General features: G+C 68.7%; 9 protein-coding genes and 1 pseudogene. 6 read left to right on the top strand and 4 right to left on the bottom strand.

Annotated features, from left to right (window positions below):
* Positions 1–902: pseudogene (locus BXA03_RS26635) on the bottom strand (hypothetical protein); the annotation flags it as partial.
* A 538-nt stretch (positions 903–1,440) separates the two neighbouring features.
* On the opposite strand from BXA03_RS26635, the gene BXA03_RS19990 reads away from it, so the two are divergent.
* From BXA03_RS19990 to BXA03_RS19965, 6 genes are all read left to right on the top strand, one after another.
* Complete coding sequence (locus tag BXA03_RS19990) at positions 1,441–2,211, top strand: response regulator transcription factor (protein ID WP_076510969.1); 771 nt, start codon at positions 1,441–1,443, stop codon at positions 2,209–2,211.
* Between the two features lie 179 nt (positions 2,212–2,390).
* The gene (locus BXA03_RS19985; RefSeq protein ID WP_076510944.1) at positions 2,391–3,881 is read left to right on the top strand and encodes a DUF4331 domain-containing protein; all 1,491 of its coding nucleotides are present in this window, start codon (positions 2,391–2,393) and stop codon (positions 3,879–3,881) included.
* A gap of 11 nt (positions 3,882–3,892) precedes the next feature.
* Positions 3,893–4,207 carry a hypothetical protein gene (locus BXA03_RS19980; protein WP_076510943.1) on the top strand — a complete coding sequence of 105 codons (315 nt, stop codon included), beginning with the start codon at positions 3,893–3,895 and terminating at the stop codon, positions 4,205–4,207.
* A complete protein-coding gene (locus BXA03_RS19975; protein WP_076510942.1) occupies positions 4,204–5,388 on the top strand; it encodes a tetratricopeptide repeat protein in 1,185 nt (394 codons plus the stop codon). The genes BXA03_RS19980 and BXA03_RS19975 overlap by 4 nt, the downstream gene beginning before the upstream one ends.
* Positions 5,375–6,562 (top strand): HupE/UreJ family protein, encoded by a 1,188-nt coding sequence (locus BXA03_RS19970; RefSeq protein WP_234983764.1) that lies wholly within the window; start codon positions 5,375–5,377, stop codon positions 6,560–6,562. The genes BXA03_RS19975 and BXA03_RS19970 overlap by 14 nt, the downstream gene beginning before the upstream one ends.
* Positions 6,563–6,666: 104 nt before the next feature.
* Positions 6,667–7,074 carry a YkvA family protein gene (locus BXA03_RS19965; RefSeq protein WP_076510967.1) on the top strand — a complete coding sequence of 136 codons (408 nt, stop codon included), beginning with the start codon at positions 6,667–6,669 and terminating at the stop codon, positions 7,072–7,074.
* 114 nt (positions 7,075–7,188) lie between these two features.
* Here the strand turns inward: BXA03_RS19965 and BXA03_RS19960 are convergent, their stop codons facing one another.
* From BXA03_RS19960 to BXA03_RS19950, 3 genes are all read right to left on the bottom strand, one after another.
* Positions 7,189–8,475 (bottom strand): amidohydrolase family protein, encoded by a 1,287-nt coding sequence (locus tag BXA03_RS19960; protein WP_076510941.1) that lies wholly within the window; start codon positions 8,473–8,475, stop codon positions 7,189–7,191.
* A gap of 31 nt (positions 8,476–8,506) precedes the next feature.
* Positions 8,507–12,022 (bottom strand): indolepyruvate ferredoxin oxidoreductase family protein, encoded by a 3,516-nt coding sequence (locus BXA03_RS19955; protein WP_076510940.1) that lies wholly within the window; start codon positions 12,020–12,022, stop codon positions 8,507–8,509.
* A gap of 90 nt (positions 12,023–12,112) precedes the next feature.
* On the bottom strand, positions 12,113–13,198 hold the full coding sequence (locus BXA03_RS19950; protein WP_234983763.1) for an enolase C-terminal domain-like protein: 1,086 nt from the start codon (positions 13,196–13,198) through the stop codon (positions 12,113–12,115).
* Between the last annotated feature and the right edge of the window lie 13 nt (positions 13,199–13,211).

Below are 13,211 nucleotides of genomic sequence, written 5' to 3'. Positions count from 1 at the left end.
GTGTTGTCCAGGACGGTGGTGACGTTGTCGACCACGTTGACGACGGGGCTGAGCGAGTCGCCCAGGCCGACGGCATCGGAGACGCCACCGACGACGGTGCCGCCGAGGCTGTCGGTGGGGTCGAGCAGGGCGTCGGCATCGGCGTCTGCATCAGCATCCGCGTCGGCATCCGCATCAGCATCAGCATCAGCATCAGCATCAGCATCAGCATCCGCATCCGCATCCGCATCCGCATCCGCATCTGCGTCGGCGTCTGCATCCGCGTCGGCATCCGCGTCCGCATCCGCATCCGCATCCGCATCGCCATCCTCACCGGGCTGGGGCACGAGCAGCGGCAGCACGCTGCCATCCCCGCCTCCGCTGTCGGCCACGGCCGCCAGGGCCGCGCCGCCCAGCGCCGCCAGGGCGAAATCGGCCAGGCCCAGCCCGCCGGTGGCCGCCAGCGTCTTCTTGACGGCCAGTGCCGCGCCTTCGGCATCGCCCGCGGGCGTCACCGCCAGATCGCCGGCCGCCAGGTCGACGTCGACCTGTTGCAGGCCGCCCGGCAGCGCCGTTGCGGAGATGGTGGCGTCGGTGCCACCCGTGAAGGTGCCGACCAGCGGGGACTGGTTGGCACCCACCCCGGGGAAATTCACGGCCGCCTGGCCGCCCTCGGGCACCAGCACGCGATCGCCCGGCAGCAGCGCCTGGGTGCCTTCGACCGGCAGGCGCGCGCCGTCGCGGATCACGGCGACACCGGGCGTGGCATTGGACAGCGTACCCACGCCCGCGCCGGCGCCCGGCGCGGCGCCGCCCGTGGCCATGGCCGCTGCCGGCGCGGCCTGGGCCATCAATATCAGCTTGTCGCCGGCCGTGGTTGCCGAGAAGGCGGAAGAAGCGGAGGTCGAAGTCTGGAGCGTCATGGAAGGCCTCGGTTGTGCGACGGAGATGACCCTGGGGGGCAACATGCATGCCGCACGCAGCCCGCACTGGCAGGGCGACGCACCCCAAGACACAAGTGCTTGTCGGGAAATACTTTTTTCTGTCGTCCGTCCGTCTTGACCTCGACGGGCAAGCCGCTTCGGCGGCCGGCGTTACGGCCCGTGCACCCGTAACGCCGTAACGACATTGGCGAGCGGCGCAGGCAGGAGATGCTGCGGTGTCGGCACAACGCTGGTCGGTCGTGTTGCCGCGCCTTCCTCTCTCGTCACGACCACCGCTCTCGCCGTCCGATGGATATCACCCTTCGGAAAATTTACTTTTATTTATTAACAGTGATTTCCTGAATATTTACATTTGCTTATCGAAGATATTCAAACATCTTCAATGGTCGTTTTGCCTTCTCAACAATAAGCGAGAAATTTAACAGTGCACCTTTTATGTCCTGTCTAATGGCACCGCTTCCCGTCTTCATCGAATTCCCGAACCCTTTCAGGAGAGAGCGATATGCGCATTGCAGTTGTGGACGACGAACCGGCGTCGCTGGATTTCCTGCACCGGACCATCACCCAGGAAGGCCACGAATGTTTCGGCTTTACTTCCGGCCTGGATCTCCTGCGCACCCTGCGCCATCACAGCTTCGACCTGCTCGTGCTCGACTGGACCCTGCCCGATCTCACGGGCGCCGAGCTGATCCGCATGATCCGAAATGGCCTGCCCAGCACCGTGCCAATCATCTTCATCACCACGGGCGACAACGACAGCGACATGGTGGAAGGTCTGGGCGCGGGGGCGGACGATCATCTCTGCAGGCCGGTACGCAGCGGTGAACTCGCCGCCCGCATGCAGGCGCTGCTGCGTCGCACCTATCCGCAGCTCACCGAATCCGAATTGCATTTCGGCGTCTACACCTTCCTGCCCCGCCGTCGGCAATTGATGGTGCGCGGCGCGATCGTGCCTTTGACCAACCGCGAATTCGAATTGGCCTTGCTGCTCTTCCGCAATCTGGGCCGACTGCTGTCGCGCGAACACCTGTGCGGCACGGTGGTAGGCCCAGGGGCCGAAACCACCTCGCGCTCGCTGGACACCCACGTCTCGCGCCTGCGTCACAAGCTCGACCTGCGGCCGCACAACGGCTTCCTGCTGTCGGCGATCTACCGCATGGGCTACCGACTCGACGCCATCGAGGAGCGGGCGCTCGGCGCGGACCCGGACAGTTCACCCGCCGCCTCGGGTGCCACGGCAGAACGCCCGGCCCTGGCCAGCCGCCAGCGCACCCCGCCGTCGGCCTGACAGGCGCGCCGCGGTCCGGGGCAGGACCGCGGCGCTTTTGCGCGTGACCCTCACCCTGGGACAAACCCGAGGTGATGCCTTTCTCTGAATCCAGTGCGTACGCAGTGCCGTAAGTGATTCGCCGATGCGAAATCGGTCGAATCCCACTGCCCATCACACCACTTACAGAGGTCACGCCGATGAGACTGTCCATCACTGCCCAGGCGCTCGGCATTGCTGCCGGCGCGCTGCTGATCACGGGCGCTCACGCGTCCAGCCACCGCGAAGCGCCGTCGATCGCAGGCATGCCCAAGCTGGATGCCACCGATTTCTACATGTTCCGCAGCTACGAGTCCGGTCGCCAGGACTACCTCACGCTGATCGCAAACTACCAGCCCGACCAGAGCGCCTACGGCGGGCCCAACTACTTCAGCATGGATCCGAACGCGCTCTACGAGATCCACCTGGACACCAACGGCGACGCGGTGGAAGACCTCACGTTCCAGTTCCGCTTCAAGAACACCCTGCGCGACATCCAGCTGCCCGTCGGCGGCAAGCAGGTGTCGATTCCGCTGATCCAGGCGGGCGGCATCACCGGCCCGAACCAGGCCACCAGCAACCTGCGCGAGACCTACACGCTGAACGTGGTCCGTGGCGACCGCCGCAAGGGCACGGTCCAGGCCGTCACCGGCCCCGGCGGCGCGACCGAATTCGACAAGCCGACGGACAACATCGGCGAGAAGACCTTCGGCGCAGGCGCGGGCTACGCCAACTATGCCAACCAGCACATCTACACCGTCAACATCCCGGGCTGCAGCGCACCCGCACGCGTGTTCGTCGGCCAGCGCAAGGACCCGTTCAGCGTCGCGCTCGGCCAGGTGTTCGATCTGGTCAACCTCAATCCGCTCGGCCCGACCGATGCCAATGCCGACGCCCTCGCGACCAAGAACGTGACCACGATGGCGGTCGAAGTGCCCATCGCCTGCGTCACCACCGCCGGCCAGCCGATCGTCGGCGGCTGGACGACCGCCAGCGTGCGCCAGGGCCGTCTCATCGCCAGCCCGCCCAAGAGCGGCCACGGCACCACGGCGCTCAACGGCGGTGCGTGGGCCCAGGTGTCGCGCCTGGGCATGCCGCTGGTCAACGAGGTGGTGATCGGCCTGAAGGACAAGGACCGCTTCAACAGCTCCAAGCCCATGGACGATGGCCAGTTCGCCACCTACGTGACGAACCCCACGCTGCCAGCCCTGGTTCAGACACTGTTCTCGGCGCCCGCGCCGACCAACTTCCCGCGCACCGACCTGGTCGCCGCCTTCCTCACGGGCGTAGAGGGCGTGAACAAGCCGGCGAACGTCAAGGCGGCCGAGATGCTCCGCCTCAACACCAGCATTGCCGCGACGCCCAAGGCACAGCAGAGCAACCTGGGTGTGCTGGGCGGCGACCTCGCCGGCTTCCCGAACGGTCGCCGTCCGGGCGACGACGTGGTGGATGCCGAACTGCGGGTGGCCATGGGTGCCCTGTGCGTGGCCACGGGTGCCAACGATGCGCTCAAGGTGGGCTGCAAGCCTTCCGACGCACCGGCAGGCAGTGCGGCGCTGACCGACGGCGCGGCCCAGTCGCCAGCGCAGTTCCCGGACGCCTTCCCCTACCTCAACACGCCGCTGCCGGGTGCCACCCTGGCGCGCCAGTGAAAGGCCGCGCCATGAACAGCAACAACCGCCTGTCGCTGCGACTCGCGGCCGCCCTGCTGGCCGGCGCAGCCCTGGCCGGCTGCGGCGGTGGCGGCGGCAGCTCCTTCGCGTTCTTTCCGGCAACGTCGCCCGGCACGGGCACCACGAGCCCGCCCACCACCACCGCGCCAGGCCCTTCCACGCCGCAGGCGAGCGCCTACGACCAGTTCGTGGCCTACGTGGTGGCGCTCGTGAGCAGCCTGCAGGACACGGCAGAGCCGGCGGACGTCGCCGCTTTCGATCCGCCGCCGACCTCGGAGACCGCCGAACCGACCGCCACGCAATGAGCGTGCAGCCACTGCGCGGCGGGCGCACGCTGGCTCTGGCCCTAGCGCTCGCCGCCGTGGTGGCCTCGGCTGGCGCTGCACCGCGCCAGCCGAGCTCCGACGAGCAGGTCGTCGAGACGCTGCCGGGCGGTCCCGGCGCGACCGAGGCCCGGCGCCGCCTGCGCGCCGGCCGCGGTGCCAATGCGGCGGATCCGAAAGTCGCGGTCGAGGCCGCCAGCGCCTATCTCGGTCTGGCGCGCACCCAGGGCGATGCGCGCTACGCCGGGCAGGCCCTTGCCGCCTTGCGGCATTGGGCGAATTTGCCGCCCGACCAGACACCGCCGGAGGTGCTGGTCATGCGGGCAACCGTGCAGCAGTTCATCCACGACTTCGACGGTGCCGAGGCCTCGCTGAAGGCCGCGCTGGCCCGCCAGCCGGGCAACGCCCAGGCCTGGCTGACGCTGGCCACCATCCGGCGCGTGCGGGGCCGGCTGGCCGAATCCGATGCCGCCTGCCAGGCCACCGGCCGGACCGGCCCTGCCGTCTACGGCATCGCCTGCCTGGCCGAGAACGCCGCACTGCGCGGCCGGCATGACGAGGCCCGCGCCAGCCTGCGCACCCTGCTGCAGGAGCCTGCGCTGCGTGGCGCCGCCCAGGCCGGCCTGCGTCAGTGGTTGTGGACCACGCTGGCCGAAGTCGAAGAGCTGGCAGGACGTCCCGCCGACGCCGACGCCGCCTACCGCGAGGCGCTGCCGTTGGGCGAGGACGGATACCTGCGGCTGGCCTACGCCGATTTCCTGCTCCAGCAGGGCCGGGCGGCCGAGGTCGCCCTACTGCTGGCCGCCGAACCCCGTAGCGACGCCGTGCTGCTGCGCCTGGCCATCGCCGAGACCCGCAGTGCCCCACGCAACGGCTCCTCCCGCGAGGAACTGACCCGCCGCTTCGATGCGGCGGCGCAGCGCCCCGAAGGCGCCGTCGGCCATGCGCGCGAGCAGGCGATGTTCGCCCTGGACGTGCAGGGCGATGCCCGGCAGGCCGTCGCCCTTGCCCGCCAGAACGTCGCCCTGCAGCGCGAGCCGATCGACCTGCTCCTGCTCGCGCGTGCGGCCATGGCGGCGAAGGACGACATCGCCCTGGCCGAACTGCGACGGCTGCGCGACGAGACCGGCATGAAGGATGCCCGCATCGATGCGTTGCGCTGACCGACTCCACCGCGGCAGCGGGCGCCTCGCGCTGGCCATGCTCATGCTGTCCTTGCTGGCGCTGGTGCTGCTGGCATGGCCGCGCGCCGCCCTTGCGCACAAGGCCAGCGATGCCTATCTGCTCATCGACCGCGACGGGCCCACGCTGGCCGTGCGCTGGGACATCGCGCTGCGCGACCTCGACGCCGCGCTGGACCTGGACGCGAACCGCGACCAGCGCCTGCAATGGGGCGAGGTGCGCACCCGCCTGCCCGAGATCGCGGCTTATGCCAGCGCGCGGCTGCAACTGCAGGAAGGCCGGTGCGCCCTGCGCCCCGGCGAGCCGGAAGGCGTCGAAGACCGGGTGGACGGCGCGTACCTGGTGCTGCGCTTCATCGCCACCTGCGATGCTGCCGATACCCTGACGGTGGACTACCGCCTGCTGGGGGACGTCGATCCCACGCACCGCGGACTGCTGCGGCTCGGCGCGGCAGGCGGCCAGGACCTGAGCGTGCGCTCCCTCGACCCGAACGGCGGCCCGGTCACGGTGCGCTGGCCGGGCAGTGCCGATGCTGCCGTGGGCGGCGGACACGGCTTCTTCGCCGATGGCCTGCACCACATCCTGATCGGCTACGACCACCTGCTCTTCCTGCTCTGCCTGTTGCTGCCTGCCGTCATGCGCCGCAGCGCCGCCGGCTGGACGCCGGTGGGCCGCTGGCGCGACGCCGTCTGGCCCATCGTGAGCTGGGTCACGCTGTTCACCCTGGCGCATTCGCTCACGCTGGCACTGGCGGCGCTCAAGATCGTGAGCCTGTCGCCGCGCATCGTCGAGCCGGCCATCGCGGCCACCATCCTGCTGGCGGCGCTGGACAACCTCAGGCCGCTGCTGGGCACGCGCCGGCGCTTCTTCAGCTTCGGCTTCGGGCTGATCCACGGCTTCGGCTTCGCCGGTGCCCTGGCCGAGCTGGACCTGCCCACCCGGTCCTTTGCCACGGCCTTGCTGCAGTTCAACCTGGGTGTGGAAGCGGGGCAACTGCTGGTCGTCGGCATCGCCATGCTGGTGCTATTGACCCTGCGGCGCTGGCGCGGCTATGTGCCTGTGGTGCTGCGCGGTGGATCGGTGCTGGCGGCGATCCTGGCGCTGGTGTGGCTGGTCGAGCGGGTATTCGACCTGTCGCTGCTGCCGATGGGGTGAAGGCGGCGGCGGCCGCGCTCCGAGGCGCCGATGGCGAACCGCTGCCGGGAGCCGGCCCGCCTCTGCCTATAGTCACGGCCGCCGCCATTCTTCGCCTCAACGCCGTGTCTTTCATTGACGCCCTGCGCCGCTGGGCCCGCCAGCTCAAGCGCAATGTTCTTGCGCTCTGGTTTGCCCGGCGACATCCGCTGACGCCCTGGCATGCGAAGGCGCTGGGGGCCTTCGTCGTGGCCTATGCGCTCAGCCCCATCGACCTGATCCCGGACTTCATTCCGGTGCTGGGCTTTCTGGACGACGTGATCCTGCTGCCCAGCCTGATCTGGCTCACGCTGCGCCTGCTGCCGCCGCAGGTGCTGGCCGACTCGCGCGACAAGGCACAGGCCTGGATGGACGCGCGCCGCGACCGGCCGCGCAGCCGGGTGGGTGCGGTGGTGATCGTGCTGCTGTGGGTGGGGGTGGTCGCGGCGCTGGCGGTGTGGGCTTGGCCGTGGGCAAGGGTTCGAGTCGGCTGAGAACACGGAAGAAGGCAACCGCCCCGGGGTGGCACGAGCGGGGTCCCTCGGCGTGCCGCTTGCACGGGCACGGGCACGGGCGCACGCCATCGCGCCACATCCAAAAGGCACGAGTCAGTGGACGGAGAAAGGTGCTTGGTAGGGCCGCCCGAAGGCCACACCACTGACGATGTTGCCGGCCGGCCTGAGGTGGACCTTGCCATCGCGCCGGTTGTTGCGCGAGTCGACGAAGCCGACCGGCCCCTCGACCACCTCCAGCAGTGACAGGTCGGCCGGTGCGCCAAGCTGCAGTGTGCCGAGCTTGGGTTCGCGCCCAATCACGCGCGCCGGCACCTGCGTGACCATGGCCACCACCTGCTCGAGGCTATGGCCCATCGCGAGAAACTTGCTCATCACCCAGGGCAGATAGGGCATGCCCGGCGTGTTGGCCGAGTACACATGCACGTCCGACGAGATCGTGTCCATCACGCAGCCCTGCGCAATGGCAGCCTCGGCGATCGTGTAGTCGAAGCTGCCACCACCGTGACCGATGTCGAAGACCACGCCGCGTTGCTTGGCGGCCAGTGCGGCGGGCAGCAGCTTGCCGTCCTGGACGATGTTGGTGCCGTCGCCCGCATTGTTGGGCGCGCCGGAATAGCAGTGCGTGAGGATGTCGCCTGGGCGCAGCATGTCCAGCAGCGTCGACATCAGCGCCCGGTCGGACACACCGCCAATGTGCATCATCACCTTGACGCCGGCCACACCCGAGCGCTCGCAGGCGGCAATGGCGCGTCTCAGTGGCTCGGCACCGTGGCGGGCGATCACGTTCTCGCTCATGCGGACCTTCACGCCCAGAACGATGTCGGCGTTCTCGGCCACGGCGCGGGCAGTGGCATCCACCTGGGCGTAATCGATGTTGTAGAGCTCCGGCACGGGAAAGCCTGCCAGGCCGGCCAAGGCAATGTGCACGAAGGCGTACTGCCGCGTGCGCCCACCCGGCACGATGAACCGGCGCCAGGCGGCGATGTTGTTGGCCCCGGCATCGCCGGCAGAGACCACGGTCGTCGTGCACTGGTGCGCGACCAGTTCGTCGGCCGGAATGCCGATCCCCGAGCCGAACGGGTAGGTGTGGGCATGCAGATCGATCAGCCCGGGCGTGACCAGCTTGCCGCCGGCATCCATCACACGCTGGGCGCTGTCCGGCGCGACGCTGGGCGCTACCGCAGCGATGCGGCCGAAGCGCATCGCGATGTCGCGACGGCCACGCAGGCCCTGGCTGGGGTCCAGCACATCGGCGTTGCGCAGCAGCAGGTCGTACTTCTCGTCCGGGCCCAGGGCTGCACGGCCGGCGCCTGGCAAGAGCACGGACCCAGCAAGCGCAGCGCTGCAGCGCAGGAACTCACGGCGGTCGGGATGTCTCATCGGGTCTCCTCTTCGGTGTCCTCATGCACAACTAGGCGGCGCGGGCCAATGGGTGCGACAAGGCGGCCAGATCTGCGAGCAGCGTGTCGCGCACCACCGCGGCCTTGGCGGCCTGTGCCTCGCGCACATGGCCATAACCGCGGATCTGAGCCGGCAGTGCAGCCAGCTTCGCGGCAATGGGCTGAGACTCTGCACTGAGGTTCGCGAGCAAGGCCTCTATGTCGGCCTCGTACTGCGCCAGCAGCCGGCGGTCGAGCGTGCGTTCGGCGCTGTGGCGAAACGGGTCGAGCCAGGTGCCGCGCAGGCCCTTGAGGCGTGCCATCCAACGGAAGGCGGTCAGCAACCATGGGCCGGCCTCGGCCTTGATGGCCTTGCCAGTGCTGGGATCGGTCTTCGCGAAGGGCCAGGCGCCGACATGGAAACGCAGCGTGTAGTCGCCCTCGAACTCTCGTGCCAGCGCGGCCTCGAAGTCCGGATGGGCGTACAGGCGCGCCACCTCCCATTCGTCCTTGACCGCGAGCAGCCGGTGGTAGTTGTGGGCGACGGCGCGCGTCAGCGCCTCGCCCCGGCCGAGCCGCGATTCGGCGGCGGCAACGCGCGCCACCAGCCCGCGGTAGCGCGCTGCCAGCGCCGGCCCGGTATGGGCCAGCAGGTGTCCACTGCGGTGCTCGATGATCTGCTGCACGCTGCGAAGGGTGCGGGGCATGAACGAGATCACCTGCGACGGCTGCGCGCGCCCGACGATGGCTTGCACCGCCGCCAGGTCATGGGCCGCGCGGCGGCCCCAGAGAAAGGCTTGCTGGTTCATCGGAATGGCCACGCCGTTGAGCTCGATCGCACGTTCGATCGCCGCCCGCGCCAGCGGGATCTGCCCGAGCTGCCATGCCGCGCCCAGCATGAACATGTTGGCCGCGATCGGGTCGCCCATCAGCGCGTTGGCCAGACGCTGGCCGTCGAGCAGCAGCGCCTGCTCGCCCAGCACGCTGCGCAGTCGCGCGCTCATCGCGTCCGCGTCCAGCTGCCAGTCGGGGTTGCGCGCGAAGTCCGAGGTCGGGACGAGGTCGGTGCAGACCACGGCGCGGCTGCGGCCCGGGGACAGACGCGAAATCGATTCGTCGCCGGCGGCGACCACCAGATCGCAGCCGATCAGGGTGTCGGCCGCCTGCGCAGCAATGCGTGTGGCGTGCAGCATCTCGGGCCTGGGCGCAATGTGCACATGCGAGTTGACCGCGCCGTACTTCTGCGCCAGACCCGTTATATCCAGGTTGGAGCTGTAGTAGCCCTGCAGGTGGGCCGCCACCGCGAGCGTCTGGCCGATCGTGACAACGCCAGTGCCGCCGATGCCGCCGATGAGCACCGCGTGCGTGCGGGTCAATGGCGCGATCTCCGGCTCGGGAAGTGCTGCTGTCCAGGATGGGGCCTCAGGCTTGGTGCGGGCGGCCCCCTGTGACTTGGCCAGCTTGCCGCCGTGAACGGTCACGAAGCTCGGGCAGAAGCCCTCGACGCACGAGAAGTCCTTGTTGCAGCTGGCCTGGTTGATGCGGCGCTTGCGGCCCAGTTCGGTCTCGAGCGGCTCGATCGACATGCAGTTCGATGCCGCACCGCAGTCGCCACAGCCCTCGCAGACCGCCGGGTTGATGAAGCTGCGCCGGTCGGGGTCGGGCCATTTGCCGCGCTTGCGCAGGCGGCGTCGCTCGGTCGCGCAGGGCTGGTCGTAGAGGATGACCGAGACGTCGGGGTGCTCGCGGAACGCGCGTTGCACCGCCTCCATCTGGGTCCGGTGGTGCACGGCCACGCCTTCGGGGAGCGCCACGCCCTGGTAGCGATCGGGCTCGTCGGTGACGACCGCCATCTTCTTCACGCCCTCGCCAGCCAGGGCGGCAAGGATCTGCTGCGGCGTGAGGCCCGATTCCACCGGCTGGCCGCCGGTCATCGAGACGAAGCCGTTGTACAGCAGCTTGTAGGTGATCGGCACCTTGGCGGCCACCGCCTGGCGGATGGCGAGGAATCCCGAGTGGGAATAGGTGCCGTCCCCCAGGTTCGCGAAGACATGCTTCTCGTGCGTGAACGGCTGCTGGCCAAGCCACATGACGCCCTCTGCGCCCATGTGCGAGACGGTGGTGGTCTGCTGCGGATTGATCAGCATGGCCATCGTGTGGCAGCCGATGCCTGCGAGTGCACGGCTGCCCTCGGGGACGCGGGTCGAGCGGTTGTGCGGGCAGCCCGAGCAGAAGCTGGGCGCGCGCATGGGCCCGCCCGGCACCGCGGTCTTTGGAGGCGGCGGTGCAATCGTGGGCAGGCCGACATCTGGAAGCGCATTGCGCAGCACGTCGGCGATGACCTGGGCGATGAGCCCCGGAGCAAGCTCGGCCGCGTTCGGAAACGCCACCGCGCCGGGCTCGGGGTCGAACACACCACCCGAGACGTGTTTGCCGATCAGGCGCGGGGCATGCGGTGTTGCATAGAGCGCGCTGCGGATCTGGTCTTCGAGCACCGGGCGCTTCTCTTCGACCACGATGACCGTCGACAGGCCGCGTGCGAACTCGCGCACGATGCCTGTCTCCAGAGGCCAGATGAGGCCTACTTTGAGCAGGCGCACGCCCAGTGCGCGCAGCCGCTCGTCGTCGAGGCCGAGGTTGCCCAGCGCCTGCAACACGTCCTGCCACGATTTGCCCGCCGACACGATGCCGATGCTGGCGTCCGGGGGATTCACGGTGATGCGGTTCAGCCCGTTGGCCCGGGCGTAGGCCAGCGCGGCGGCATGCTTGTGCCGGTAGAGGCGTTCTTCCTGCACGAGCGGCGTGTCGAAGCCCCGCACGTGGTAGCCGACGCCGAAGGGGTCGGCCGGCTTGCTCGGCACCTCGGGCTGGACGATCTGCGGCGCGTCGGCCGCCACATAGACCGAGCCGCCTCCTTCGACGACGTCGGTCACGACCTTCATGCCCACCCAGCAACCCGAGAAGCGGCTCATGGCAATGCCATGCAAACCGTAGTCGAGCAACTCCTGCGTGTTCGACGGATACAGCAGGGGCATGCCGACCGCCATGAAGATGCCGTCGGAGAAGTTGGCGACCGTCGAACTCTTGGCGCCATGGTCGTCGCCGGCAAGGCACAAAACGCCGCCCTTGGGCGATGTACCTGCCAGATTGCCGTGGCGCAGTGCGTCACCGCTGCGATCGACGCCCGGGCCCTTGCCGTACCAGATGCCGAACACCCCGTCGACCTTGGCACCCGGAAAGGTTCCAACGTACTGCGCACCCCAGATGGCGGTGGCGGCCAGGTCTTCGTTCAGGCCGGGCCTGAAGACGATGCCCGCTTCGTCGAGCGCCTTCTGGGCGTTCCACAACTCCATGTCGTAGCGGCCCATGGGCGAGCCGCGGTAGCCCGAGATGTAGCCACCGGTGTTCCAGCCCGCGGCCTGGTCACGCAAGCGCTGCTGCAGCGGCAGGCGCACCAGTGCCTGCATGCCGGTCATGTAGAACCAACCCTCAGGCGCGGTGTAGCGATCCTGCAGCGTCGTGTGTCCGCGCTCGAGCGTGGCTTGCATCTTCAATCTCCGTTGCGCCCGTCGATGCCGGTCGCGTTAGTGAACGTCGGTCACCGCCGCCTGCACGCGCTGCGTGCAGGGCATGCGATCTCACAGGTCGACCAGGACGCTGCGGACGAAGTCTTCGTCCCAGTCGATGCCCAGACCGGGCGCGTCGGGAATCACCACCTGGCCGTCGCGTACCGCATAGGGCTTCTGCAGCACCGGGTTGACCCAGTCGATCCACTCCAGCCAGTGCGCGGTCTCGGTCACGCGCATCACATGGGCGCCGACCTCCGGGTAGAAGTGCGTGGACATGGGCACGCCCGCCGCGCCGGCAATGCCTGCCGCACGCATCCAGCCGGTGACACCGCCGATGCGCATGAAGTCGGGCATCACGAGGTCGCAAGCGTTCATCTGGAGCGCGCGATGCAGATCCAGCGGGCCGTAGAAGTTCTCGCCGAGTTGCAAGGGCGTGCGCAGGGCATCGCACAACTTGGCGTAGCCATCGAAGTTGTCGTAGAGCAGCGGCTCCTCGATCCATTCGAAACCCAGCTCGTCGACGGCGCGGCAGCGCAGCAGCGCGTCGCCGATGCCCAAGCACTGGTTGAAGTCCACCATCAGGTGAATGTCTTCTCCCACGCCCCGGCGCACGGCCTCGAACGCGGCCAGGTCGTCGCGCAGATGCGCTCGGCCCATCCGCATCTTCAGGGCACTGAAATTGCCTTCTTCGCGCAGTCGGCAGGCTTCCTCTTCGGCCGCCTCGGGCGCGATGAGCCAAAGGCCATTGCTGTTGTATGCCGGCACCGTGCCGATCGAGCCGCCGAGAAAGGTGCACAGCGGCAGTTCGGCCGATTTGGCGAGCGCGTCCCAGGCGGCCATGTCCAGCCCGGCGACAGCGATGGTCGACAGGCCTGGGTAGCCCACGATGTGCAGGGATTTGCGCGCGATGATGTAGAGGTCTGCCGGTGCCACGGGCCGGCCCTTCAGCGCATCGCTGAGGTCCTTGAGCATCGCGATGAGGTAGCGCATCGCGTTGGGCAGATAGGGCTCGAGGTAACTGCGGCCGACGATCCCCTCCCTTGTGTGCAGATCGATCAGGATCACCGGCCAGTCGCTGACGCCGCCGATGCGGGCGCGGATCGGTCGATTCAGCTTCAGCAGCACGGGCCGCGCATCGATGCGCTCGAGGGTCAATGGTTCATGCCTG

The sequence above is a fragment of the Pseudacidovorax sp. RU35E genome (assembly GCF_900156165.1).
Lineage (GTDB): Bacteria > Pseudomonadota > Gammaproteobacteria > Burkholderiales > Burkholderiaceae_C > Xenophilus.
This window is presented reverse-complemented; position numbering and strand designations above follow the sequence as displayed.

Excerpts from the sequence above, each read along its gene's own strand:
- BXA03_RS19985 (WP_076510944.1), top strand. The coding sequence starts at position 2,391 with ATGAGACTGTCCATCACTGCCCAGGCGCTCGGCATTGCTGCCGGCGCG.
- BXA03_RS19980 (WP_076510943.1), top strand. The coding sequence starts at position 3,893 with ATGAACAGCAACAACCGCCTGTCGCTGCGACTCGCGGCCGCCCTGCTG.
- BXA03_RS19975 (WP_076510942.1), top strand. The coding sequence starts at position 4,204 with ATGAGCGTGCAGCCACTGCGCGGCGGGCGCACGCTGGCTCTGGCCCTA.
- BXA03_RS19970 (WP_234983764.1), top strand. The coding sequence starts at position 5,375 with ATGCGTTGCGCTGACCGACTCCACCGCGGCAGCGGGCGCCTCGCGCTG.
- BXA03_RS19960 (WP_076510941.1), bottom strand. The coding sequence starts at position 8,475 with ATGAGACATCCCGACCGCCGTGAGTTCCTGCGCTGCAGCGCTGCGCTT.
- BXA03_RS19955 (WP_076510940.1), bottom strand. The coding sequence starts at position 12,022 with ATGCAAGCCACGCTCGAGCGCGGACACACGACGCTGCAGGATCGCTAC.